Source organism: Bacteroides intestinalis DSM 17393 (assembly GCF_000172175.1).
Lineage (GTDB): Bacteria > Bacteroidota > Bacteroidia > Bacteroidales > Bacteroidaceae > Bacteroides > Bacteroides intestinalis.
Map to the genome: position 1 here is coordinate 2,019,767 of NZ_ABJL02000008.1, position 23,680 is coordinate 2,043,446.

At 41.0% G+C, this 23,680-nt stretch carries 24 protein-coding genes and 1 pseudogene; 13 read left to right on the forward strand and 12 right to left on the reverse strand.

Annotated features, from left to right (window positions below; translation table 11 throughout):
* Positions 1–25: 25 nt before the first annotated feature.
* From traN to BACINT_RS17505, 3 genes are read left to right on the forward strand one after another with little or no spacing between them, the layout of a single operon-like run.
* A complete protein-coding gene (gene traN, locus BACINT_RS17495) occupies positions 26–961 on the forward strand; it encodes a conjugative transposon protein TraN (protein ID WP_007665454.1) in 936 nt (311 codons plus the stop codon).
* Positions 962–963: 2 nt separating this feature from the next.
* Entirely contained in the window at positions 964–1,545 is a 582-nt protein-coding gene (locus BACINT_RS17500) for a conjugal transfer protein TraO (RefSeq protein WP_007665455.1), read from the forward strand.
* Positions 1,546–1,558: 13 nt separating this feature from the next.
* Positions 1,559–1,999, forward strand: coding sequence for a DUF3872 domain-containing protein (locus BACINT_RS17505; protein WP_007665456.1), 441 nt, complete (start codon positions 1,559–1,561; stop codon positions 1,997–1,999).
* Positions 2,000–2,268: 269 nt separating this feature from the next.
* Here BACINT_RS17505 and BACINT_RS17510 read toward each other — a convergent pair whose 3' ends face one another.
* From BACINT_RS17510 to BACINT_RS17540, 7 genes are all read right to left on the reverse strand, one after another.
* On the reverse strand, positions 2,269–2,751 hold the full coding sequence (locus BACINT_RS17510; RefSeq protein WP_007665458.1) for a DUF7258 domain-containing protein: 483 nt from the start codon (positions 2,749–2,751) through the stop codon (positions 2,269–2,271).
* Positions 2,752–2,762: 11 nt separating this feature from the next.
* On the reverse strand, positions 2,763–2,984 hold the full coding sequence (locus BACINT_RS17515) for a DUF3873 domain-containing protein (RefSeq protein WP_007665459.1): 222 nt from the start codon (positions 2,982–2,984) through the stop codon (positions 2,763–2,765).
* Positions 2,985–3,254: 270 nt separating this feature from the next.
* Positions 3,255–3,788: an antirestriction protein ArdA gene (locus BACINT_RS17520; RefSeq protein WP_007665461.1), complete on the reverse strand. Its 534-nt coding sequence runs from the start codon at positions 3,786–3,788 to the stop codon at positions 3,255–3,257.
* Positions 3,789–4,439: 651 nt separating this feature from the next.
* Positions 4,440–4,961, reverse strand: a complete 522-nt coding sequence (locus tag BACINT_RS17525; RefSeq protein WP_007665464.1) for an ORF6N domain-containing protein — start codon at positions 4,959–4,961, stop codon at positions 4,440–4,442.
* Between the two features lie 11 nt (positions 4,962–4,972).
* Positions 4,973–5,557 (reverse strand): site-specific integrase, encoded by a 585-nt coding sequence (locus BACINT_RS17530; protein ID WP_007665465.1) that lies wholly within the window; start codon positions 5,555–5,557, stop codon positions 4,973–4,975.
* Positions 5,558–5,634: 77 nt separating this feature from the next.
* Complete coding sequence (locus tag BACINT_RS17535; protein ID WP_007665466.1) at positions 5,635–6,861, reverse strand: site-specific integrase; 1,227 nt, start codon at positions 6,859–6,861, stop codon at positions 5,635–5,637.
* A 541-nt stretch (positions 6,862–7,402) separates the two neighbouring features.
* Entirely contained in the window at positions 7,403–8,245 is an 843-nt protein-coding gene (locus BACINT_RS17540; protein ID WP_007665467.1) for an AraC family transcriptional regulator, read from the reverse strand.
* 126 nt (positions 8,246–8,371) lie between these two features.
* Here BACINT_RS17540 and BACINT_RS17545 point away from each other — a divergent pair, with 126 nt between their 5' ends.
* From BACINT_RS17545 to BACINT_RS17570, 6 genes are all read left to right on the forward strand, one after another.
* Entirely contained in the window at positions 8,372–8,971 is a 600-nt protein-coding gene (locus tag BACINT_RS17545) for a sugar O-acetyltransferase (RefSeq protein ID WP_007665469.1), read from the forward strand.
* A 2-nt stretch (positions 8,972–8,973) separates the two neighbouring features.
* Positions 8,974–9,621, forward strand: coding sequence for an HAD family hydrolase (locus tag BACINT_RS17550; protein WP_007665474.1), 648 nt, complete (start codon positions 8,974–8,976; stop codon positions 9,619–9,621).
* Between the two features lie 48 nt (positions 9,622–9,669).
* Complete coding sequence (locus BACINT_RS17555; protein WP_081450328.1) at positions 9,670–10,341, forward strand: pyridoxamine 5'-phosphate oxidase family protein; 672 nt, start codon at positions 9,670–9,672, stop codon at positions 10,339–10,341.
* A gap of 118 nt (positions 10,342–10,459) precedes the next feature.
* Complete coding sequence (locus tag BACINT_RS17560; RefSeq protein ID WP_007665478.1) at positions 10,460–11,608, forward strand: GyrI-like domain-containing protein; 1,149 nt, start codon at positions 10,460–10,462, stop codon at positions 11,606–11,608.
* The gene (locus BACINT_RS17565; RefSeq protein ID WP_007665480.1) at positions 11,605–12,210 is read left to right on the forward strand and encodes a hypothetical protein; all 606 of its coding nucleotides are present in this window, start codon (positions 11,605–11,607) and stop codon (positions 12,208–12,210) included. Before BACINT_RS17560 ends, BACINT_RS17565 begins: the two co-directional genes overlap by 4 nt.
* Before the next feature lie 58 nt (positions 12,211–12,268).
* A complete protein-coding gene (locus BACINT_RS17570; protein WP_007665482.1) occupies positions 12,269–13,117 on the forward strand; it encodes an RteC domain-containing protein in 849 nt (282 codons plus the stop codon).
* A gap of 38 nt (positions 13,118–13,155) precedes the next feature.
* Here the strand turns inward: BACINT_RS17570 and BACINT_RS17575 are convergent, their stop codons facing one another.
* Both BACINT_RS17575 and BACINT_RS17580 read right to left on the reverse strand, forming a co-directional pair.
* On the reverse strand, positions 13,156–13,968 hold the full coding sequence (locus tag BACINT_RS17575; protein WP_007665484.1) for an AraC family transcriptional regulator: 813 nt from the start codon (positions 13,966–13,968) through the stop codon (positions 13,156–13,158).
* Between the two features lie 28 nt (positions 13,969–13,996).
* Positions 13,997–15,345, reverse strand: a pseudogene (locus BACINT_RS17580) (MATE family efflux transporter).
* A gap of 396 nt (positions 15,346–15,741) precedes the next feature.
* Here BACINT_RS17580 and BACINT_RS17585 point away from each other — a divergent pair.
* The 4 genes from BACINT_RS17585 to BACINT_RS17600 all read left to right on the forward strand — a co-directional run bounded on the left by BACINT_RS17585 (position 15,742) and on the right by BACINT_RS17600 (position 19,498).
* Positions 15,742–16,101, forward strand: coding sequence for a helix-turn-helix domain-containing protein (locus tag BACINT_RS17585; RefSeq protein ID WP_007665489.1), 360 nt, complete (start codon positions 15,742–15,744; stop codon positions 16,099–16,101).
* Positions 16,064–18,115 carry a bifunctional DNA primase/helicase gene (locus tag BACINT_RS17590; protein ID WP_044155098.1) on the forward strand — a complete coding sequence of 684 codons (2,052 nt, stop codon included), beginning with the start codon at positions 16,064–16,066 and terminating at the stop codon, positions 18,113–18,115. The genes BACINT_RS17585 and BACINT_RS17590 overlap by 38 nt, the downstream gene beginning before the upstream one ends.
* A 12-nt stretch (positions 18,116–18,127) precedes the next feature.
* Positions 18,128–18,406 (forward strand): helix-turn-helix domain-containing protein, encoded by a 279-nt coding sequence (locus BACINT_RS17595; protein ID WP_007665493.1) that lies wholly within the window; start codon positions 18,128–18,130, stop codon positions 18,404–18,406.
* A 570-nt stretch (positions 18,407–18,976) separates the two neighbouring features.
* On the forward strand, positions 18,977–19,498 hold the full coding sequence (locus tag BACINT_RS17600) for a dihydrofolate reductase family protein (protein WP_007665498.1): 522 nt from the start codon (positions 18,977–18,979) through the stop codon (positions 19,496–19,498).
* A gap of 103 nt (positions 19,499–19,601) precedes the next feature.
* Here the strand turns inward: BACINT_RS17600 and BACINT_RS17605 are convergent, their stop codons facing one another.
* From BACINT_RS17605 to BACINT_RS17610, 3 genes are read right to left on the reverse strand one after another with little or no spacing between them, the layout of a single operon-like run.
* Positions 19,602–21,683 carry a type IA DNA topoisomerase gene (locus tag BACINT_RS17605; RefSeq protein ID WP_007665500.1) on the reverse strand — a complete coding sequence of 694 codons (2,082 nt, stop codon included), beginning with the start codon at positions 21,681–21,683 and terminating at the stop codon, positions 19,602–19,604.
* A 17-nt stretch (positions 21,684–21,700) separates the two neighbouring features.
* Positions 21,701–21,865 carry a hypothetical protein gene (locus BACINT_RS24060; protein ID WP_198136865.1) on the reverse strand — a complete coding sequence of 55 codons (165 nt, stop codon included), beginning with the start codon at positions 21,863–21,865 and terminating at the stop codon, positions 21,701–21,703.
* Positions 21,865–23,394 carry a DUF3945 domain-containing protein gene (locus tag BACINT_RS17610; protein WP_007665504.1) on the reverse strand — a complete coding sequence of 510 codons (1,530 nt, stop codon included), beginning with the start codon at positions 23,392–23,394 and terminating at the stop codon, positions 21,865–21,867. The genes BACINT_RS24060 and BACINT_RS17610 overlap by 1 nt, the downstream gene beginning before the upstream one ends.
* Between the last annotated feature and the right edge of the window lie 286 nt (positions 23,395–23,680).

The following is a 23,680-nucleotide window of genomic DNA, read 5'->3' on the forward strand; positions in this document are numbered from 1 at the left end:
TTAACCACTAAAATTCCAATTAGAAATGAAAAAGATTTTTGTAATGTTCGCCCTTTTGCTGGGCGTAGTAACTGTAAAAGCACAAACTACCGACACGGTGCAATATGTAGCAGGCAACAACTTGTATCAGGGGATAACCCGGAAATTACCCTACCGACAAATGGTAACACCCTACGGCGTGGAAATTACGTTCGCCAAAACGGTACATATTATTTTCCCGTCTGCCGTACGTTACGTGGATTTGGGAAGCAACCATATCATAGCCGGAAAAGCGGACGGGGCGGAAAATGTTATCCGGGTGAAAGCCACGACAGAGGACTTTCCGGGTGAAACTAATTTCAGCGTGATTTGTGAAGATGGCAGTTTTTATTCCTTTAATGCGAAATATGCCCGTGAACCGGAACTGCTGAACATTGAAATGAAAGACTTCTTAGAAAATGAAGATACGTCCGATTTCTCGCATACCCGAATGAACATTTATTTCCGGGAACTGGGGAACGAAAGCCCGTTGTTGGTAAAGCTGATAATGCAGAGTATCTACAAGAATAACGACCGCAAAATACGGCATTTAGGTAGCAAACGTTTCGGCATCCAGTTTTTAATCAAGGGAATTTATACCTACAACGGAATGTTATATGTACATACCCAAACGAAGAACAGTTCAAACGTGCCGTTTGATACGGATTTTATCAAGTTTAAAATAGTGGACAAAAAAGTTCCTAAAAGAACGGCTATTCAGGAAACGGTATTGGATGCGGTACGCAGCTATAACGAAGTAATAGAAGTTGCCGGGAAAAGCGTTGTCCGCACGGTGTACGCCCTGCCGAAATTCACTATACCGGACGACAAATTGCTACTGGTGGAACTCTACGAGAAAAACGGCGGACGACATCAGGTTATCCGGGTGGAGAACGCCGACATCGTGAACGCCGAAGTGATTAACGAACTTAAAATCAAATAAGGATGAAACGGTCTTTAATCATTATGACCCTTTTTGCGTTGTGCCTGACTTTTAACCAGGCACACGCACAAAGGTATCTGCCGGGAATGAAAGCCTTGCAGGTTACGGCAGGAATGGCGGACGGCGTACACTGGAACGATAACACGGATTTTGCTTACCACATCGGGGTTGCATACAGCGTTTACACCAAAAATGCAAATCGCTGGGTTCTCGGCGGGGAATACCTCGAAAAACGATACAATTATAAGGACATAAAAATACCTGTACAGCAGTTTACCGCAGAGGGCGGCTATTACCTGAACTTCCTTTCAGACAGGCGGAAAACCTTTTTCCTTTCGCTGGGATTGTCGGCACTCGCCGGGTACGAAACGAGCAACCGGGACAAAAAGATATTGCCGGATGGTTCTACATTGCTGGATAAGGATTGTTTTGTGTACGGCGGGGCTTTAACGCTGGAACTGGAAGCCTACCTGACTGACCGGGTGGTACTTCTCCTGAATGCAAGGGAACGGACGTTGTTCGGCTCGGACATCGGCAAGTTTCACACGCAGGTAGGCGTAGGAGTAAAATTTATCATCAACTAACCGCTATATAACAATGGATATGAAGAATGTAACATATAAAATCATTATGGGCTGCTACATCGTGGTCGCCCTTGTACTTGTCACTGCCTGTAATGACAACTTGGATATTCAGCAGGCGTACCCGTTCAGCATCGAAACGCTACCCGTACCCAAAAAACTGAAAGTCGGGGAAACGGCGGAAATTCGCTGCCAGTTGGTTAGGGATGGGCGTTACCTGCCGACAACCTACCAAATACGGTATTTTCAGCCGGACGGAAAAGGGGCTTTGAAAATGGATAACGGCACGGTATTTTTACCGAATGATTTCTACCCGCTGGAGAAAGAAACATTCCGGCTTTATTATACCTCCGCATCGACCGACCAGCAGACTATTGACGTGTATGTGCAGGACAGTTTCGGGCAGTTGGTACAACTGACATTCAGTTTCAATAATGACAATGACAAGGAAGAATGAAAACAGCGGCATATATCTATTTCGCCTTTCTGATGGTGTCTTGGCTCTGCTCGATTTACAGTTTGCGTAATGCACCCACTGATGTGGAACTATGGGGCAGGGAACTGGAATAAACCACCAAAGGGTGTACTATAACAAAAATCCGTCGGTTGTTCTCGGCGGATTTTTGCATTTAAGGACAGGGAACATAAACGGTTTCTTTGCTATCTTTCTTTTCCGCCAACGGCTCACCGAAAGAAAGTAGCGGCGGCAAACCGCCGCCGTTCTTCTCAACTGATTTTAAGGCTTTTTATCAGCACATTTCTCTGTAACCATTCTTTCACACAATCCATGTTATATTCGCTCGTTATAACCGCCGTTTCTTCGTCTATGGGGGTGAAACGGGTACTTTCATAACTATTTACCCAACCTTGCAGGGAAGAAACACCCCACGCCGTTACATCATTACTGAAAAGGGTATCTATCCGGCTAATCGGTTCACCGAATATTATTACCATTGTCTGATAATCTGCTTTATCAGGTAATAATTTCAAGTGGTGCAACGTCCCGAAATCGTCTGTTTTGCGTCCCCACGCCCATACATCGTGGTATAAATCATCTCCCCACTGGTGCGGCGTGTCGAAACGTACTTTCACGCCTGTTGTATATTTGTCCTCTTGGGTGTCCTCAATAACGCCCGTTACCATCAAACCCGTAAAAATACACTCGCAACGCCTACCGATAAGTGCTTTGTTTACTTCTGTCGTTTTCATGTCCCTAAATTTTATTTATTATCACTTTGCATTTTCTTCTCTATCCACTTATCCCGCTGGCGGCGGCACTCGTCAAGCGTTTTAGCCAACGTACTGAAAAGTTCGCCGTCCGTGTGGCGGTAGTCATATTGATAATAAATTTGTCCCCTGAATGCGCCCAAGCAACATTTCACGTATTTTTCTTCTCCCGGTGTTTGGGTGATACTCACCCCGTTTTTGTTAAGTGATTGCATGATGTTCTATTTTTAATCGTTATAAAATCAGTAAGGAAAGCAACAAAAGGAAAAGGAACGCCACGCAAAGCCCGTAAAATAAGGATAAACAAACCCGAAGCAGGAAACAAGCCGCATAAAAGCCGAAAAATAAAACGGTAGCCGTCCCGATGCCTGTAATATGGTACACTACCCAAAGCAATGCAAGCCGTAGAACCAACTTATAAAACCTTTTCCTTTCCATTATTTTGAGTATTGCGGGCAGGGTATTATCCCCGCCCTGATTAGTATTTAAGCCGCACGGAATACAAAACCCTCGTCCATCCAGTAATCACACATGAATAAATCACGGGCGAATTTTTCATAATCGAAATAAGTCTTTGCAAACTCCGGCAGTTCATAACATTCTTCTACATATTCATAAGCGAAATCTTCTTCGTCCTCGTATTCGCCCAAAAATGCGTTTTGAAAATCCCGTACAAGGTCGTCCGCATCTTCGTTACTAAAATCACGGCTTTTATAGTTGCACCACACGAAAAAGGCTTCCTGCTCGGTGTCGCCTAAATCTTCCACCGCATCACGCAAAGCGAAAAAGTTTTCCGAAAGCCAGCTTTCGCCGATTAAGTTCTCCGGCACGTTCTCCCAGTCCTGAAACATAAATTCGGCATCTTCTTCGTCCTTGTGCAATTCCCGGCAGGCATCGTAAAATTCTTCCTTGTCCGAATAGTCCGAAAGGTCGAGCCACTTGCCAAAAAGTGAACCTGCATTGTACTTGCCGTATGTGCCTACATAAACTCTTGCTGCTGATAATGTCGTTGCTTCCATGATTGTAATTTTTTTAAGTTTATGCGGATTTGAGAGGTGAGGGAGTTGAGTTTCATAACCTTTTTCCTGTTTCTCGTAAATCCGACTTTTTTTATGCGTCTTCCGGTCGGGTCGGTCGTTTTCGTTTCACATAGGCATAAAAGGGTAGTGTTTAGACTTTGCAAGTTTTTGGCAAAAAATACCTCGCAACCAGCGGGCGCAGGGAAGATTTTTTGCCAAACCTGAAAGGCTCGAACTTGCAAAGTCGTGAAGAACACGTAACTACCTTTGCCTATTGAAATGATAAAAACGACTGTCCCGGCTGGGGGACTGCTAAAGAGGAAGATTTACATTAAGAGGAACAGGTAAAAGGTCTAATCTATATTTTGTAGGGAAAGTTCCTGATGGGAACTTATTTTCTAAAATGGGAAAATGCGGGCGGCAAAGACAAGTGTATCGTCAGTTTATCTTACGATAGGCTTGTGCGGGTTTCCAATGGCTCTTTTCACGAAAATTAGTCGGCCATGCCACGCACGGCTGGCGTTTCGGGGAATGTACCAGTAGAAAAGGATATAAGAAATGCGGGTCGTCGGTGGACTTCCCGCAAGTTGAAAGAATATACTTTATTGGAATATATCGTATTAGGTGAAATTTCGTTACTGAAATCGTTACCTATTCGTTACCTGAACGGTCATAGGTAATGAAACCTACCGGACGGCGTTCTTTCTGCTGTTGGGACTGACTTAACAACTGGGTAAGGGCTTGGTAGATTTCATTAAATTGTGCATCCGTACTTACTTCCAGTTCTTCAATACGTTTCAGCAGTTCTTCGTAACCGATTACCATTTGGCGCATAAGGACAAACGCCCGCATGATGGATATATTCACGTCTATGGCGGTCTGACTACGCAACACGCTACTAAGCATAGCAACTCCCTGTTCTGTAAAGCAATCGGGAAGTACATAGCTGTGTTTCAGGCTCTCCGGCAACTGGTCACAATTTGTGACCAGTTCGTCCCATTCCTCTTTCGTCATAGTGAAACGAAAATCAGGTGGGAAGCGTTTTTCATTACGTTTCACCGCTTGTTTCAATACTTTGGTTTGCACTCCGTAAAGTTCTGCCAAATGAAAGTCAAGCATTACACGGTAACCCCTGATTTCAAAAATTTTGTTCTGAATGATTTGCAAGTCCATAATTCTATTATTTATAAATTAAACATGGTTTCCATATCTTTGAATTGCCCGGAAATAGCGGACATATCACTGGCTATCTTGTTTTTCGTAAAGCAAGTGACTGAAAGCGTACTTTTCAAAAGACTATGCCCCAATATTTTGGCTGCGGTTTCAAGGGGAATACCGTTTTCCGAAGCTATCGTGGTGGCAAATGTCCGGCGGGCTGAAAAAGTGGTGATAGTTTTGTTTATGCCACATTCAAAAGCTATTTCCCGTAACCGAATATTCATTACAGGCAAAGGAAAAAGCGGAAACAACCCGCCGTCCTCTTGTTGTCCTTTGTATTTCTTAATTATTTTATAAGGAATATCCAACAGGGGAATAGTACGGGAAAAACGGGTCATAGGAACATATATTCGCAAATAGTGGCTACCACTGGGTAACGTCATAAGTTGCTCTGCACGTAGCTTTTTTAAATCTTCATAAACCAGCCCGGTGAAGCAGGAGAATACAAAAACATCACGGACTTTTTCAAGATGTTCGGAAGAAAGTTTAGCCTTTAAAAAGGCGGTTAGTTCTTCACGGGTCAGATACTCTTTATGATACTGTCTTTTCATGTGCTTATTTGTTTTAAAAGTGAGTAATAATAAGGTAGAGAACCTGCCGTTTTAACGGCAAGTTCCTTGTTTAAAGGTTACAGGGCTTCTTTATAAATCTTCTCGATACCGACAAATTTCTTATCAAGTCCCTGCATATCGTTACCTATCTTATTATTGGTAATGCGGGCGTAAATTTGCGTGGTTTCTATATTGGTGTGTCCCAACATTTTGCTAACCGTTTCGATGGGAACACCCTTTGCAAGCGTGGTTGTGGTCGCAAATGTATGGCGGGCAAGGTGAAATGTCAAGTTCTTTTTAATCCCGCAAACGTCCGCTATTTCTTTCAAGTAGGCGTTAAGTTTTTGATTACTGATTACCGGAAGTATCTTACCGTTCGGCAGCTTGCCCTTATACTTCTTCAATATCATTTTGGGAATATCCAGCAAGGGAACATTTACGTCCGTATTGGTCTTTTGGCGTTTGGTGATTATCCATAACTTACCGTCAAAGGATTTGCGAACATTCTCTTGGGTAAGGTTGGCGACATCAATATAAGCCAAACCTGTGAAACAGGAAAAGACAAACAAGTCCCTGACGTTTTCCAACCGTTCGGAAACCATCTTCTTTTTAAGGATGATTTTTATTTCGTCCTCTGTCAAATACCCTCTATCCACTTTCTCCAAACGGATTTTATAATTGGCGAACGGGTCGCCAATCAAGATGCCGTTATTACGGGCTATCAGGATAATGCGTTTGAAGAACTGCATAAACTTGGCAGTCGTATTATAACTGCATTTGCAGGTAGTACGCAAATACAACTCGAAGTCTGTTATAAACATCGGAGTGATTTCATTAATGGCAATATCCGATATATTGTATTTGCTTTGGATAAACTCGGCAAGGTGGCGGCGGGTCACTTCGTATTTACGATAGGTGGCAATCGTCTTGGATATGCCGACCAACTGTTTCACATCGTCATTGTGCTTTTTGAAAAGGTCTAAAATGGTTTCGTGTTTTTCACTGTGTCCCAAAAATTCATTCTTCACCTTTTCGGCTGTCACATAGTTATCACGCCGTTGCTGTTCGTGGTAGATATTATTCAAGGATGCTTTTATATCCTCCAATAAGGCATTTATTCTGCCTGCATCCTTACCTTTGGCTTTACCTGCTGCCATATTCCAGTTTTCGGGCAGGATGCTTTGTTTCGTACTAAACTGGCACAACTTACCGTCAATGGTAATTCTTGCCATAATCATAACCTCGCCGTTCTTCTTTTCAGAACCTTTCTTTAAATAGAAAAGGACTTTAAATGTACTCTTCATAACCTCACATTTTTTAAGTTACAAAACTAATGATAACACTTTAAATGTGAGATATTTAGACAGCGGACAAATTCGGACTTCCTGCGGTCATTTTCGGACAAATCGTTACCGTTTTTGTCCGGTAGGGAATAGGTAACGATTTAGTAACGAAACTATGTCTTTTCAAGTCCTTTTGTTGTCTTGGAAACAAGACTTATAGGCAATAAAAAAACCTACAAATCGCTGATTTGTAGGTTTTTGTCCTCTTACTGTCCTCTTTTGTCCAGTAGGTTCTGCGGAGAGACAGGGTAATGAACCTATCTCCTTATGTCGCTTTAATTCAACTCTTTATCAATATGTCAATGCCTTAGGGGGTACAATTTAGGTCTCAAAAAAGACGTTTATTTGTCATCCTTTGGCTGTTCATTGTCTGCCTAAAACTTCGGTTCAAAGATACAACTTGTTTTTGAAATACGCAAATCATTGAATATAAATATTCTGCGGTTAGTGCAAGGTGCAAGCTATATTTATATATATACTTGCACCTTGCACTAAAAGAACTTTATTGCCCCCTATGCTTCTTCCTAAAATCAGTAGGATTACAATCTTTGTATTTCTTGAATAGCCTATTCAAATGGCTTTCATCCGTAAATCCCAGTTCCTCTACTATCTCGCTAATTCTCATTTCGCTGTGTAAAAGCCGACTTTCCACCATTTTCATCTTATAGTTTAAGATATACTGCTGCATGGTTTCGTTGGTCTGCTTTTTGAAGTATCTCCCAAGATAATTGGGTGAAATACCAAAATGCTGGCTTATCGCTTTGGCTTTTATCTTTTCGGGATAGCAAATGTTGGATTGGATATATTGCAAGATGTTCAGTGACTTTTCTTCTGAATTTTCATCTATCTGTTCAGGCAGGAACATAGCAATGTTACGGGCAACAACAATAACAATCGTGTTGATTAACTGCGTAATAATTTCACTGCTGTATATATTCCTATTCACATATTCACGGATAATCGCTTCTATCATAGGTTTTACCAGCAATTTATCGGTTTGATTACGTAATATACAGCCGGGACGGTGATTGGCGTGTTGCAATATAAATTCCAGCCGTTGAATGTTCTCCGCCCCAAAAACAGCCGAATGAATGTAGATGTCATTGAACTTTATATATACGAACTTTGTCGTAGTGTGAATGTCGAAAGAATGTATGTCACCGGGAGTAATCATGAAAAGATGCCCGTCATGATATGGAAATTTGTTGTTGTTTATCCACTGAATACCTGTTCCCGATAGAATATAGACCAGTTCAAAAAAAGTATGGTCGTGTTCCTTTAATTGTGATTCGTCCAGTTCACTGAAACAGATTTCAAACGGTTGGTGTAGATTTTCCCTTTTCATTTTGTGATTTTTTCTATTAGGACGTAAAGATACAAATAAAAAGAAAAATAATACATATATTTACGCTCGGATATGTATAACTTTGCCACAAATAAGATGAAGCAGTAACTTTTATTAGGATGAGGTATGAAAACAGAATTGGAAAAATGCTTGTCGGGCGAATGGTATGATTGTCATGCTCCCGTATTTATGGGGTTTAAAAGAAAGACGCATGAATTGTTGCTGAAATACAATTCATTGCCGTATGATTATAAAGAGGAAAAGTATGCGCTATTGAAAGAAATGTTTGAAAGCGTTGGCAAGAAAGTTTCAGTAGGACATTCTTTTATATGCGATTATGGCTGTAACATCAGCATAGGTAATAATGTCAGCATAAACACCGGATGCACCTTTGTGGACTGCAACAAAATCATTATCGGCAACAATGTATTGATAGCCCCCAATGTGCAAATCTATACGGCTACCCACCCTGTTGAATTGAATGAGCGGCTAACACCGACAGAAACGGAGGACGGGACAGCATATATCCGTCACACGTATGCCTTGCCTGTTACCATTGAGGACGGTTGTTGGATTGGCGGCGGTGTCATTATCCTGCCGGGTGTTACTATCGGTCGGGGAAGCGTTATTGGAGCGGGAAGTGTTGTCACCAAATCCATTCCGGCAAACAGCCTTGCCGTAGGAAATCCATGTAAAGTAATTCGGGAAATCAATACTTCCATATAGCCATGATTAAATTAGTCGCTTTCGATTTGGACGGCACGATAGGCAATACCTTGCCGATGTGCATACAGGCTTTCAAGAAAGCCACACAACCATATATCGGACATGAATTGTCGGATGAAGAAATGGTTCATACTTTTGGTTTAAATGAAAAAGGTATGATTGGGTGTGTCGTTGATGAACCCTATCGGCAACAGGCATTGAATGACTTTTATGTGATTTATAAGGAATTGCATCAAGAAATGTGTCCGACACCTTTTGAGGGAATACGTGAGTTGATAGCCTTGTTAAAGCAAAAGGGTATCATTGTGGCACTTATCACCGGAAAGGGGATAAATAGTTGTGATATAACCTTAAAGCAATTCAATATGAAGGATTCTTTTGCAAAAGTCATTACGGGAAACGCAGAAAGGAACATCAAGTCGGAAGCATTGAAAGAACTCTTGCATGATTATCATTTGGCTGCAAATGAAATTGTATATGTCGGGGATGCACTTTCAGATATAATGGAGTGCAGGAAAGCCAATGTGATGTGTCTGTCTGCCGCTTGGAGTATTCCACAAAATGAAGTGACAGCCTTAGAAAACAGTAACCCTAAAAATGTGTTTTATTCGATATCGTCCTTATTCAAATATCTTAATATAAAAACATGATTGTCTTATTTACAGTGAATTTTATCAACTCAATTAAAACAGAACAATATGAAACAGAGAATTTGCCAAAGTTGTGGCATGTCTATGCCCACTGATGATTTGTTAGGAACTCACGGTAACGGATGTTTGTGTACTGAATATTGCTGCCACTGCTTCCAAAAAGGATTTTTCACCAACAATTCATTGGAGGAACAAATCGAACTGAATACCCAACCCGAAAGTCTGGCTGCATTTAACGAAGCGTCAGGAAGTAATTTTACCAAAGAAGAAGCTATCGAAGGACTACGTAAGTTCCTGCCTACGCTTAAACGCTGGATGCCTATCAGACAGCAGGCTGAATGGGTACTTGAACAATGCGGCTACATCACACTTTCCACTATCAGTGAAAATGGTTATCCTCGCCCGGTAGCTATCGACCTATTGCGCCATACCGATATATCAACTTTATGGATGACAACAGCCTTATCCACAGAAAAGGTAAAACATATCAGACAAAATTCAAAAGCCGGAGTTTGCTTTGTTCACGAAGCAGACAGTGTTACTCTAACCGGAAAAATAGAAATACTTACTGATGCGGAAACCCGTCAGACCTTTTGGCAAGATTATATGCTACACTATTTCCCGCAAGGTGTAAACGACCCGGATTATTGCATTCTTTGTTTCCATACGGAAGAAGCAGTTTTGTGGATAGACAGGAAATTTGAGCGCATCGTGTTATAATGTAGCCATTCTTGTTTTCGTATGAAAAGTTTGTCTTATCATACGAAAACAAGAATAGCTATTTAGGGTAACTTTTTCTCTGGCTTATTCCGTATATTTGCTTTCAAATAAGAGAACTATGGATATAGATAACGAAAAGAAATATTGCCAAAGTTGTGGTATGCCATTAGACATTGAGGGTATTTCAGAATATGGAACAAATTCTGATGGTACACTCAATCAGGAATTTTGTTCCTGTTGTTTAAACTCCGGCAAATATCTTTTTGATTTCTCAATGGAATACCTCATTTATCTTTGGGGGCTTTTCCCCGATTCCTATAATCAAATTGCAGGTACTAATTATAAAAGCGAGGAATTAAGAAATGTTTTATCCGACAGATTGCCTAATCTAAAGCGGTGGAAGCAAAAAATAAACACTGCCCATATACACTATGCCCTTATAATAAATGTTCAGGAATATATCAATCGGCATTTATTTGAGGACTTAAACTCTGACAATTTATCTCATATCGCTTGTATGTCGATATATCACTTTCGGAGAGTATTCAAAGATGTTGTAGGAGAGAATGTCGGTGATTATATTCAGAGGTTAAGGTTGGAATATATTGCTTTCAAACTTATTTCAACAAATACAAGGGTATCGGAACTGCTTGAACAGATAAATTTTCACAATAAACATACTTTATCAAGGGCATTTAAAAAGCATTTTCAAATGTCTATCCCTGCTTTCAGGAAAACATATTCAAGTGTTGCTTATGAAAACAAAATTATAAAACAGCCTGACTGTTCAATAAAGAGGATTAAAGAATTCAAAGTTGCATATTTGAAATTTGAGCGAACACATAGAAATAAGCAAGCATATTCTACTTTGTGGGGGCAGATAATAGAATTTGCCAAGAAATACAATCTGACAGATAAAGGTTTCAAATACGTTAGTATCAGTTTGGATAGTCTTGATATTACGGAAATAGATAAATGCCGATTTTTGATAGGGATAACTGTTCCTTATTCAATGGAAGTCCCTAAAGGTTTTGGGACTTTGAACATACAAGCAGGGTTATATTCTGTATTTAATATAAAAGGGGGCAACCATGAATTAAATAAAATTTACCGGAATGTTTACCTTGATTGGCTACCAAATAGCAAGTACCGTCTAAGAGAACAAATGACCTTTGAAATATATGCCAATACTCCCAATAAAACAAGCACGGATGAATTGGTTACAGAAATTTATTTACCCATTGAAACAAAACAAAAGATAAAATGAAAAACGAAATAATTCAATTTTTAAGAGAGAATATCATTGGCAAAACATTGCTTACTGGTGTAGTTTATAAATTAGAGAACGGAAATTTAGAAGGCGTGTATAGCGATAAAATGACATTCTCAAATTTGGTGACAACAGAAAACGGCATTAAGTTCAATATGACAACTGTCACCCAAGAATTGGTTTACAATTTGGATGATAAAGGAGCAAGAACCACCATAGCCAAAGATTATACAGGAACAAGTGTGTTTTGTTATGAATTGGCAATGCGAAAAAGCACAAAGCAAATCACAGGTTATATGCGTTGTGTTTCAACAACAGTTCAAGATTCCACAATGGAAGCTGTAGTTTGTGGAATATTTGATGTGACTTTTGACGGGAAAGAACTGAAATGGCAAGAAAATCAATTGCTATATAGAGATAATCCCATAGGAGAAGATAAATATAAACCAGTCGCCTTTAATTCCAAAGTTCGTTTTTATCTTGATAACGGGAAAGTCATATTTGAATATTTGCCAACGCTTTGGGATATATCCCCTGACACATTGGAAAAGAGATTGTCTAAAGATGATTATCCTCCTTATATATCAAAAGAACAATAACCGAATAAAAAAGAAGTAGAGCCGGATAATAGCATAAATGAAATAAGCTGTTTATACAATGAAAGAGGTAGTAGATAGGATATTAGAGCAAGTAGAGGCTGATATTTCGGAAATCGACCTCTACGGTTATAATATTATCAAAACTTCTCTTTCAATGGTACATAGGCTGCAAACAGTTCTTAATGATTTGAGAACGAAAATACAGACTTATGTATTTCTAACCAAAGAGGATGAAATCTTATTTTTCAAGACACAGAAACCGGAGATACTCGGGCGGTTGTTATTTTTCTATAAGATATACAAGATTGAAACGCAATGCCCTAATGGTAGCGATGAAGCAATTAGAAATTATATCAATCGGGAACTGGATAATCTGACTTATTTCTTCAATCGCAATTTGGACTTTTACCAATATTACCGTTCACATTCCACTGTGTACGATGAATATTACTTTGTACGTGGAAAAGCTGATTTGCGGTTATGTACTGATAGCGCACAGTTTGACAAAGACCCTAATTTCTCAACCGGATATGATTATAAAGTGGCAAAGATTATCGCCAATGAAATGCTACGTATCTACCTGAATAAACGATTGGTGAAACTGGGAACTAATAATCAGATAGAAGACTATTTACAGAAATGCTTCAAATATCCGTTCCGTTTTACAGGCAAAAAGGCATATCTTATCGAACTGGGATATTCGCTTGTATCTTCGGGCGACATAAACAATGGCAATGTGGAGATAAAAGAAATGATGAATTTCCTTAGCATGATATTCCATATTGATTTAGGGGATTATTACGCTTCTTATATAGCTATGAAAGAGAGAAAAGACCGAACGGCATATCTTCATCATCTTATAGATAGTCTGATTAAGCGGATGAACGAGGATGATATGAAATGTTAGCATAACCAACAATTACGAAAAACATTGTTACTGAATTTCTATAATTCAATATGCAACACTTCTACTTTTTCATTTGTTGAAAGTGAAAGAAATGCATTAGGAGTATTGCCTGAAAGCCTTTTTACTTCCCTATATAGGTGCGGTGTATCATAATATCCCGCTTGGATAGCAACAGACAAAAAGTTATCGAATGAAGTATTGGATTTTAAAAGGTGAATAGCGTTCCAAAACTTGACGATTCGACTATATTCTTTGGGCGAATAACCTGTATAAAATTTAAACTTGCGCTCAAATTGTCGTAGGCCTAAGCATGCTTCTGTTGCCAATTCTTTAATCGAAACAATACCTTTCTGCCTACTAATCAAGGAAACAGCATAAGATATTTGCTTTTCTGTATCCGTGTTGTTTTTGTACACTTGTCTAACCAATTCATGTTCAATAGCATCAATTGGATTTTGATTGGATTCGCAGAGTTGATATATGAAAGATTGACTAAAAAGAACTGGAAATTCATGGCTGTCAATCCCTTGATTTATCAATTCGTTTAGTGGAATATCTATAAATCGAAAAAGTCCACACGGACGAAAACGTACCCCTATAATATGAATGAAGTTTGTGTGAGCAACCAATTCCGTAAATGTATTCATCGGTCCAAAGAAATAGGAATGATAAGGTCTCATTATCAGGCCATTCCTGATGCAATCTGTGGCATTGCCCACGATAAAAACAAAGTCAGAACAACCATGAGGTGGAATGTTGAATTTCAATCCACTCCTTGTTTCTCCTTTATATTCCCAAAAGTGATAGATAAAAGGAGCTAATACGCTACATGGGGAATATTCTTTATACATATAACAAAGATAATTATCAACTCTGATTCTAAGAAATATTAGTGATTAATTTTTGTCTTGATTGATAAAGTTCATCCACCAATGGTGAATATGATAAAGAGAAAGTATAAACACGCATGAAAAGTAAATATGTTCCGATGTCCACAATAGTGGGACACTCGAACTAAAATGACTAATTGTTTCCACATATACTATGTAAACGACTAAGGATATAAATGCTATCAATAAAGAAGCGACAGCATGACCGATTCCCGCAATAGCACTAAAAAATACGAATGTAGGTACAGCTATCAAATAAGAAGTTAGCATAACCTTTAATGTAGGGATAGCCTCAAACACCAATACTGTATTGTCACTATAAATCCGCAAAACAGATGATGGGAAAAGCAGGAACAGTACTATTATCGGCAAAATAGTCATGTAGCATAAAAATGTTACTTTTTTACATACATATAGGATAGAGTTACCTTTATTCTTTCCTATGAGATTTCCAACCAAAGAACTAACAACAGATGCAAAAGCTTGTACGAAAAGAAAAAGAAAGGACGAAGTATTTCTCACAATATTCGTAATAGCTAATGACCTCTCCCCGAAATGTTCCATTGTAATGAAAAAAATGAACCAACTTCCAAATACTAATCCGTGCTGTAACATCATCCAAATAGAAATGGATAGTATCTTTTTTAATATTGTACAATCTATGGTTATTCGCCTTTTTAATCCATATTTGCAAGGACTTACGTTCTTTTGGGTATATATGATAAAATGAATAACCGCAACCGATTCGGAAATGACTGACGCTATGGCTGCTCCAGAAATGCCTAATACGGGAATACCTAATGCTCCAAATATTAAGATATAATTCAGAATAACATTAATTGCTACCATAGTTATGGAATTTAGCATTAATGCGGAAGTGTGTATTATTCCGATATAAAAGGCTCTAAACATGATAATTGTAAAAGAAAAAAAGAAACCATAGATTCTCCAATCAAGATATTGTAAAACAGCTTGGAGTACAGATTCAGAATCTATAATTGATTTTAATATAATTGGTGAAATTATAGAAGAAAACGATATTACTATTACCGCAATTATCAGCAAAAACAATATGCCTTGTGAGAGAATTTTTCCTGCTTCTTTATACTGTTGGTTTCCATTATATTGGGCTATTAAGATTTGCGCTCCTATGCTGAACCCAAATCCAATCATGTATATAATCATATAATAAGTACCAGCTATAGCTAATGCAGCCAATTCAGTTTCTCCAACTCTTCCTAAATAGGCTGTATCAGTAAAACCTATTAAGTATTCCATTAATAAACTAACCAATACAGGCAGACTGGTTTTATAAATTGATATATAAGTAATATTCATATTCATTTCATTTATCCGGCAAAGTTACTTCACTTGGTTCGTATTAAATTGTATAAAAACGACATGGATGTTTTTATATGGCATCAAAGAAGCAAATACGATACTTACAAGATATTAGCAACCGTTTCTTGACAATTTCACGTTGGTTCAAAAAAGGATGAAAATGATATGAACTATAAATTTCTGTATTTCAATATGTAGAAGTACCATGTTCACCCCAATATGGTACTTCCTTTTTATGGTGAAATATATTTTGAAAATGATATTTTTAGGGGAGTTTTTACACCGATATTCCCCAAAAATAGCCTGAAAAAAAGTAATACCATGATAGGTACAACCATGACTTTTAGGTTATTTCTTCTGCCGAACTTTGCGGCAAATCAATAAGTTAGCAATATGGAGATTATAACATTTGAGTCAAAAGCCTATAAAGAACTTGACAACAAGATTACCGCTATTGCCGATTACATTTTCAATCATTTGGACGAAAACAAGACCGATGAAGATGAAATTTGGGTGGACAGTTACGAAGTATGTACTTTCTTGAAAATCAGTGACCGAACCCTGCAACGCCTGCGGGCGGCAGGGATGATTTCTTACTCCGACATCAAGGGGCATTACTTCTATAAGATTAAGGAAGTCAAACGAATGTTGGAAGAACGCCTGATTAAGCGTGACAAGGAGTGTATAAACGAACTGATAACCAATCATCAGAAATATGTTAAGGAAAGAAGAAATTCTAAGCAGGACAAATAACGGTCTGCTCGTTTTTAAACATTACTTACCCGGTGACTGGCGTATAGGCAGACATTTTCTTAACCCGCTCTATCAGGACAGGAAAGCATCGTGTAATATCTATTTTGACCGCCATAGCGATATGTACAAGATGAAAGACTTCGGTAACGACAATTACAGCGGCGACTGCTTTTCCTTCGTGGGGCAGTTAAAAGGATTGGACTGTAACCGGGCAGCTGACTTTGTGGAGATACTGGAGATTATCGACCGGGATTTGGGGTTGGGACTGGGGTTGGCGGCAGGAACTTCGATAGCTATTCCTACAACAGTAAATAATCGGAATGCGGCAGACAAAACCGAAGAAACACCCAAAAAACCAGTCAAGCCCTACCAGTTCCGGGAACAGAAGTTTCCGCTTGCAGAACTGATGTACTGGCAACAATATGGCATCACGCCCGAACTGCTGGAGCGTTACAAGGTCTGTTCACTCCGGGAGTATAACAGCGAAACGGTAGATGGAAAACCATACGCCTATGTTTCATCGGTGACAGAACCCATGTATGGTTACAAGGGCAAACAGTATATCAAACTGTACCGTCCGTTCTCCGCTCCCCGCTTCCTTTATGGCGGTAGTTTCGGCGAAAGCTACTGCTTCGGGCTGGAGCAACTGCCAGCCAAAGGTGATACCCTGTTTATCACGGGCGGCGAAAAAGACGTGCTTTCTTTGGCGGCACATGGATTTCACGCTATCTGCTTCAACAGTGAAACGGTGACTGTTCCGCCCACGGTGGTTTATCGGCTGACATTCCGCTTCAAGCATATTGTATTGCTCTATGATACGGACAAGACAGGCAGTGAAAGCGCACGTAAGCAGGAAAAACTATTGGAAGAATTTGGCGTGAAACGTCTGCTCCTGCCGCTTCCGGGGACGAAAGAGGAAAAGGATATTTCCGACTACTTCAAAGCCGGGAACACCCGTGAAGATTTCCTGAAACTGTTTATCGATTTTTTAGACAACCTATATAGTGATACATTGATTATGCTAAAATCGTGCGAGATAGATTTCAACAACCCGCCCGCCAAAGCGCAAGAGATTATTTCGGCGGGTGACGTTCCGTTAGGAACACAAGGCAACCTGTTCGGCATCACCGGAGGCGAGGGAACGGGCAAGAGCAATTATGTAGCCGCAATTGTGGCAGGCTGCATCTGCCCGGCTGGTACGGAAGTAGATACGCTGGGAATACAGATAACCGCCAACGGCAGACACAAGGCGGTCTTGCTCTATGACACCGAACAGTCGGAAGTGCAACTGTTCAAGAATGTAAGCAACCTACTGGCACGAGCCAAGCAGCCGGACAAACCCGATGAACTGAAAGCGTTCTGCCTGACGGGTATGTCACGCAAAGAACGCCTAAACGCCATTGTGCAGAGCATGGATAAATTCTACTACCAGTACGGCGGCATCCAGTTGGTCGTCATTGACGGCATCGCCGACCTTGTAAAGAGTGCCAACGATGAAGCGGAAAGCGTGGTGGTGATAGATGAACTCTATCGGCTGGCGGGCATCTATAACACGTGTATTCTTTGTGTGCTGCACTTCGTCCCTAACGGATTAAAGTTACGTGGGCATTTGGGTAGCGAATTGCAACGCAAGGCGGCTACCATCCTTTCAATAGAGAAAGACGAAGAACCCACGCAGTCGGTAGTGAAAGCCCTGAAAGTAAGGGACGGAAGCCCGCTGGACGTTCCTCTGATGCTTTTTGCGTGGGACAAGAAAGCCGGGATGCACGTGTACAAGGGGGAAAAGCCCCGTGAGGAAAAGGAGAAGCGCAAGGAAAGGGAACTGGTGAACGTAGCCCGTGACATCTTCGGGCGACAGACACATATCACCTACATAGACCTTTGCGAACAGTTGCAGCAGGTCTTGGACGTAAAGGAGCGTACTGCCAAAAGCTACATCCGATTTATGCGTGAACGGGACATTATCATCAAAGACCCGTCCAACCAAAGTTATTTTATGATTGGTTTAATTTAATCAGGCAGCCTTATGTATATAGATAAAGACGTTTTTACCGTATGGATGGAACGTATCATGGATAGGTTCGACATGCAGGACAAGAAGATAGACCGGGTAATAAAAGGACGTAATTGTTTGGACGGGGAAGAACTGCTGGATAATCAGGACTTGTGCCTGCTTCTGAAAGTAGCTCCCCGAACACTGACCCGTTACCGAAAAAAGGGAATACTCCCTTTCCTTATGCTGGATGGCAGGTGTTATTACCGTGCTACGGACGTACACAAGTTAATCCGGGAAAAAACCGATTAATTTTTTCTTTTCTAATGGCTTTCAATCCTGTTTTGTCGTGAGATAAGGCAGGATTTTTTTTATTGTATGCCAGACTTTTCAAGGATTTGGCTAACTTTGCAAAAGTTACATAAGAAAATAACGGCGATTGAGCAGTAACCTGTGATTTCGCCTTTATATATAACATATTCGTTCGCAGAACGTCTCAAAGTAGAAAACTGGCACTTTTCAATAATGACGAGATTTTCAGCGCAATGTCTATGCTATGTTTCAACATAGCGTGGGCTTGCCTGTTTCGTCATTAAGGTATGCCAGTACCTCTACTTTGAAGCAGTGTAAGTTCACGCTTCTTTTTTGGGGTCAAGTCAAAAAGTATGTGGGTATAATATTTGAGAAACATTTAAAGTTTGCAATGCTAAAAACATACATCCTTCCAAAGTATTATAAATCAAGCACATCAGACGAACACCTGATTGGACGTCAGCATTGTAACTCAGAGGTCATGCTTATCACCCACAGGGTTTTCGGATTGACCCCTTTTTTGGCGTACTGGCGAACAGTTTATAAAAAGTAACTGTTAAATACTCAATTATGAAACATTTAAAAACTTGTATTGCCGTTTCTCTTGATGGTTTCATAGCCACAAAGGATAATGAATTGGACTGGATGCCTGAAAACGTCAAAAAGGAAATTTCGGAAGCCTATGAACAGCCGGGTGTATTGCTTGCCGGAGTTAATACCTATACCTATATTTTTGAACATTGGGGCGGATGGCCGTACAAAAGCAAAAAAACTTTTGTAGTGTCCCACTACGATACCAATGTGTCGGAAAAGGAGAATGTAAGCTTTCTTACTGATATGCCATTACGTGCGGTCAATGAACTTAAATCAAGTTCGGAAACCGATATTCAGGTTATCGGCGGCGGTAAGTTCATAACATCCCTGATTGAAGCGTCCTTGCTTGATGAAATAACGCTATATATTATCCCGGTCATGCTGGGGAACGGTATCAAGTTTATAGGTAAAACTTTCGGGTCGAAGTGGGAACTGACCCAAAACAAGATACTGGATAATCAGGTCGTTTGCCTGACCTACCAGTATAAAGGAGAATGATTAAAAAAGCACCCGGTGTCCCTCCGGGTGCTTCAACCACAAAAATTTCAATTATAATCTATCTATAATGAAACTTTCTGTGGCAAATATAGCGATTTTCGTTTTACTTCTTCAGCTTACCTTTCTTTTCAGGAAACACGAAAGTAACATTAAACTGCTCGTCAAAGGTAAGTGAAGCGTCAAAGACTTTGCCGTTCTTGCTTTTAAAGCCTTTGATTAGCCCGGTTTTCCCGGTAGTCACCAGTTCGGTAATCTGCTTGTCTGTTAGCTGCTTGTCGCTCTTATTGCGAAAGATGGTAACGGAACAATCCACATTGGAACATTTGGCGACTTTCGGATAGAAAAGGATGCGTCCGGTCTTGCATTTGGGGCAAATGCAACCACTACCCGAAGCGAAAGAAAGCTGAACGTCCAAAAGTTCAGCCGTAATTTGCCGTGCGTACACTTCGATGCCTTTGCGGAACGTGTCGGGGTTCATTTCTCCGCTTTCTATTTTGGCAAGCGTGTTTTCCCACATTCCCGTCATTTCAACGTCTGCCATCTTCTTATCCCGAATAATGTTGTAAACGGCAAGCCCTTTCTCGGTCGGGACAAGGTTCTTTTTCTCCCGGATGATGTACTGGCGGGAAAACAGCGTTTCGATGATGGCTGCCCGTGTTGCGGGCGTGCCGATACCCGTATCTTTCATGCTGGCTTTCAGGTCGGCGTTTTCCAGTTCCTTACCCGCTGTTTCCATTGAAGAAAGCAAACTGCTTTCCGTATGTAACGGCTTGGGCTTGGTCTGTTTCTCCAACAGTTCAATGCCGGAAAGCTGTAAACTATCTCCGTCCTGCATGGCGGGTAAAGCGGTGTTATCTTCCCCGTCCTCTTTCTCACCGAATACGGCACGCCATCCGGCAGATTTGGTTACAGACCCTTTGACCGTGAAAAGTGAGCCTGCACATTCCAGCATTATACTGGTAACGTCTTTGACGCATTTTTCAGAAAAGGCTTCTAACATTCTTCCGGCTATCAGTTCATAGATTGCCTGTTCGTCCGCTTCCAGTTTACCGGGCAGGTTTTCCGTTACTATCAAGGCGTGATGGTCTGTTACCTTGCCATCATTTACCGGACGGGGATTTAAGGTTTTGCCTTTCATTCCGGCGGCATACCCGGAAAAGCGGGCGTACTGCTCCAAATTAATAAACCGTTCGGGGATTTCCTCGAACACGTCCTGTGATATATAACGGCTTCCGGTTCGGGGGTAGCTGATTAGCTTACCCTCGTATAGCTTTTGTGCGATGGATAATGTCTTGTCTGCGGAGAGATTCAGTTTCGTATTCGCTTCCTTTTGAAGTGAAGTCAAGTCATAAAGCAAGGGCGGCTCTTGGTTCACTTCCTTACGCTCTACGGATTTCACCCGTACCGTTTCCGCTTCCTTTATCCTTTGCAGCGTGTCGATGGCGGCTTGCTGCGTATCGTATTTTTCTACGGATAGGGCAGAAAAAGAGATATTGTCTTTTACCGACTGTAATTTCAGTTGCCAATACTTTTGCGGGACAAAGTTCTTGTTCTCCAAAAAGCGGGTGCATATCATAGCCAACGTGGGCGACTGTACCCGTCCCAAAGAGAATATTCCTTGTCCGGCTGCCACGCTTAAAGCCTGTGTACCATTAATTCCTATCAAATAATCCGCTTCGCTGCGTGCCTGTGCCGAAAGGAAAAGGTTATCATACTGGCTACCGTCTTTCAGGTTTTGCAGTCCCTCACGGATTGCCTTGTCCGTAAGGCTGCTTATCCATAAACGGACAAAGGGCTTGTCGCATCCGATATACTGGTAAATGTAGCGGAAGATAAGTTCCCCCTCTCTCCCTGCATCCGTTGCGACTATTATCTTGTCCGACTGGCTGAATACCTCTTTGATTACCTTTAGCTGCTTCAACACTCCGGGGTCAGCCTTGTACCCCTTTTCCGCTTTCACCTGCCGAGGTGTAAGTTGAAAACTATCCGGGATGATAGGCAGGCTTTCCCGGCGGAAACTCTTTATTCCGTAGGCTTCCGGCATTGCCAAACCTACAAGATGGCCGAACGCCCAGGTAACGAGATACCCGTTACCTGAAAGATAGCCATCCTGTTTTTCATTCGCTCCTAAAATGCGGGCAATGTCCCTTGCCACGCTTGGTTTTTCTCCGATTACTGCAATCATTCTAATTTCGATTTTAATTATTCCACTTCTTTTTGTCTTAGGATTTTCCGGTCATAGTAGATGTGATAACCATCTGCATAAAATTGTCGGTTCTGTTCGTCTATGGCTTTCCAGTCTGTTTTGTAACAGGCAAAGAGAAACAGGACAAAACCGATAACCGGGATAAGGATTAATGCAGCCATCATCTTTTGCGTCCCCTGCTTTGTTTGGTTTTGTCCGTCTGCTCCTGCTTCTCCTTTTTATCCTGCTTGGCTTTCTGTTTTTCAGTGGGCTTGTCCTGACCCTTTTTCAAAGGTTCTTTCACTTTCTTGATGGCTTCGTTGGTCTTGCCCTCCGAATTGACCGCTACCTGTGTGCGGTTCTTGCTGGCGGGGGTAATCTCTTTCACGGCTGAACGGTCAAAACTGGGATTGTCACTGTAAAAGCCTAGTTTCTTCTTGTCATGGTTCACCTGAATGTAAGCATCGTATTCGACCCCTCTCTTGTCTTTCAGCCCGGCAACAAAGATGGTCTTGTCATTGACTAAATCCTGCTGTTGTTGGCGTGTCAGTTCTATTCCTGAAATACTCTTGGGGATGGTTACACCGTCACTGGTGACAAGGCTGTTCTGCTGCTCCTGTTTCTGCCGTTGCTCCTGTGACTGTTTGGCGTTAGGATAGATAAATTCCAGACTTTTCTTGTCGGCATTGACCTGAACGGTAGCGGAAAAGGGATTTTTACGGTTGGAAATCATATTTTCAAGGAATACTCCCTTTCCTTCCCGTAAGGCTTCCTTTTGTTCCTTGTTCAGTTTGATACCCTTTATTTCATCGGGGATTTGGACGCTGCTTGCACGCATGGAAACCAGTTCGTTCGTCACCTTATCCACGCTGACAAAAGAGGGTATCATTTCTCCCGTGATATAGTTTTTCAGGTTCACTATCCGTCCCATGTTTCCCGTTTCAAGAAGATTGGCTTTGTCCTCTTTAGAAAATTCATGTCCGAAGAACGGGCGTTCGAGTTCCGGCTTTTGCCGGATGCCATGTATCGCCAAAACTACATTCCCGTCCTTGTCATGCCGGAAAGACAGGCGTGCGTCCAGTTTCATAATGGCGGAATTGTAGTTTCCTGCGATGGTGAACGCACCGGGCGACTTGTACCCCCTTAACATGGGTTCTAAAGCCTTTGCCTTTTCAAGCTGTTCTTTGGAAAGCCCGAAATTTTTCAGGGCTTCCCAGTCCACTTTGTCAGGGTCGATAACATACTTGCTTTTGTCGGGTTGCTGCGGTGCTTGTGCCGTTGTTTCCGATTCTTTGGCTGGTTGCTGTTGGGATTGGGTTTCCTGCTGTACTTTCTTGGTTTCCTGCTTCACAGTTTCAGGTGTCACCCGGTAACGCTCTATGCCCGCTTCATTTTCCGGTGTAGGGTTGTTAAAGTTATCCCTGATGATCGGCTCGATTTTAGGAAGTTCCAACTTTGGGATTTTGAAGAAGTTGAAACGGGTCGGGTTCTTCAACTGGTTCATCATGTTGGAAAAGAAGTTGGAAAAGAAATCACCGTGACGGTCGAATTTCAGAAGTTCGCTGTTGTTCTCCGGTGGTACGGTTTGGAGTTCCCCGTTTTCATCCACGCCTTTTACTGCGCTGATTGTCTTTTTCTCCTTATCCAGTACAAGAAGAATATCCATCATCTGTTCGTCAGTGGTGAATTGGTTGGTTGTGTTTACATCCATAACTTTTTGAATTTTAGTGAGTAAATAAAAATTTCGGAAGTAAAAGTAAGGATGAAATAGAGTATATTTAAGGATTGGGGAACGGGTGGCTTCATTAGTCCCCGTTTGGCTTCATTTGTCTCTATGCATTTTGAATTACTTAATATTTGCCTATGTCATTAATATATTGTAATTTTGGCAATGTTAGTTCAATCTCTTTATAAGAACATTTGTAGTTTTAAGCTACAAGAAAAATTGTAACGATTGAACTTTGAAAAAACAAAATATCTACAATGTTCATGGTGAA